1 protein-coding gene is annotated in these 1,368 nt (G+C 61.6%); it reads left to right on the top strand.

Features of this window, described 5'->3' with window-relative positions:
* Nucleotides 1-260 precede the first annotated feature (260 nt).
* Nucleotides 261-1,136, top strand: a complete 876-nt coding sequence (locus tag A1351_RS09300; protein ID WP_064032846.1) for an amidohydrolase family protein — start codon at nt 261-263, stop codon at nt 1,134-1,136.
* The last annotated feature ends 232 nt before the right edge of the window (nt 1,137-1,368 follow it).

Here is a 1,368-nt window from a genome sequence, read left to right as displayed (position 1 = left end):
CCCGCGCGCGCCGCCGATAGTCACGCGACCGCGCATCGATCGTCTATGAATGAGCACGGCGCGTGCCACCCAATTTTCGGCCGGTGATTACGGTTTTCCGCATTATATCGGGGGACGGCGATTGCATTCGCAGCAGTCGAGGCGCGGCGCTGCTGCGCATGCAACAATGCGATTGCGATAGGCCGCGATCTGCCGAGTCCCGATCCGGCGCCTCAATTGCGATGCGCTTACTTCCGAGGCTCGTAGAGAGGACCTTTCGAATGACACGATCGAACCGCCCACGGCATATCGTCGACATGCGCGCGCGACCATCATTCCTTCATTCCTTCTTCGGAGGGGAGCCTGGATCGGCCGACTTCGAAACCGTGCGCTGGATGAACCGCCGCCTGGGCTCCGAGGATATCGACCATTTCACGCGAGCGCCCGACCTTCCTTCGCTTCGTCAGGAGCTCGATGCGGCGGAGATCGACATCGCTGTCATGGTAGGACGCAGCACGCCGAGCGTGCGGATTTCAAATGATGTGCTGGCGACGCTGTCTCGCTCGTCGGAAGGGCGCCTGCGCGGCGTCGGCTCGGTCGACCCGCAACTCTTCACCGGCAGAGGCGCGGCCGACGAGGCGGAGCGCTGCTTGAAGGAGCTTAAGCTCGCAGGCGTCAATGTCGATCCCGCTTTTTTGGGGGAGCCGATCTCTCACGACGATGCTACGTTGTTTCCCGTCTACGAAGTCTGCGCGGACATCGGCGCGCCGGTCTTCATGATGTCCGGTCCGACGACGCCGGACCTACGGCTCAACGATCCGCTCGCCGTCGATCGCATCGCAAGGGCCTTTCCGACCCTTCCCATCATCTGTTGCCACGCTTTCTACCCGCATATCGACGAGATGATCGGCGTCGCCTTTCGTAACGAGAATGTCTTCGTGTCGCCGGACATGTATCTCTTCGCGCCGGGCGGCCGGCGCTACGCGGATGCCGCGAGCGGATGTCTCGCGGATCAAGTCCTGTTCGGCTCGTCCTATCCGTTTCGCCCTCTCGGTCAGAGCGTCGCCGATTTCCTGCGCCTCGACCTAGACGACGAAGTGATCGAGAAAGTCGCGTGGCGCAACGCCGCGCGCCTGCTGCGCCTCGATCTGGCATGAGCTGTTGCGATTACCGCAGAGTCGGATCGAAATTGCTTCGAATGCAACAGCCGAAGGACAAAAAGATCGGGGATTCGGGGGCCAGCGATTGGCCCATCTCTTGCGGCCACCAATTGCAAAAATCTCTCCTATGGCCGCGCTCGAAAAGGCGAACAGGATCGGATCATGGAAATCTTGTGGTACATTCCGACGCATGGCGACTCGCGCTATCTCGGCGCGGAGGAAGGCGCGC

Source organism: Methylosinus sp. R-45379, assembly GCF_001644125.1.
Taxonomy (GTDB): Bacteria; Pseudomonadota; Alphaproteobacteria; order Rhizobiales; family Beijerinckiaceae; genus Methylosinus.
Note: the sequence above shows the minus strand (reverse complement) of the source record. Positions and strands in the feature narration are given on the sequence as shown.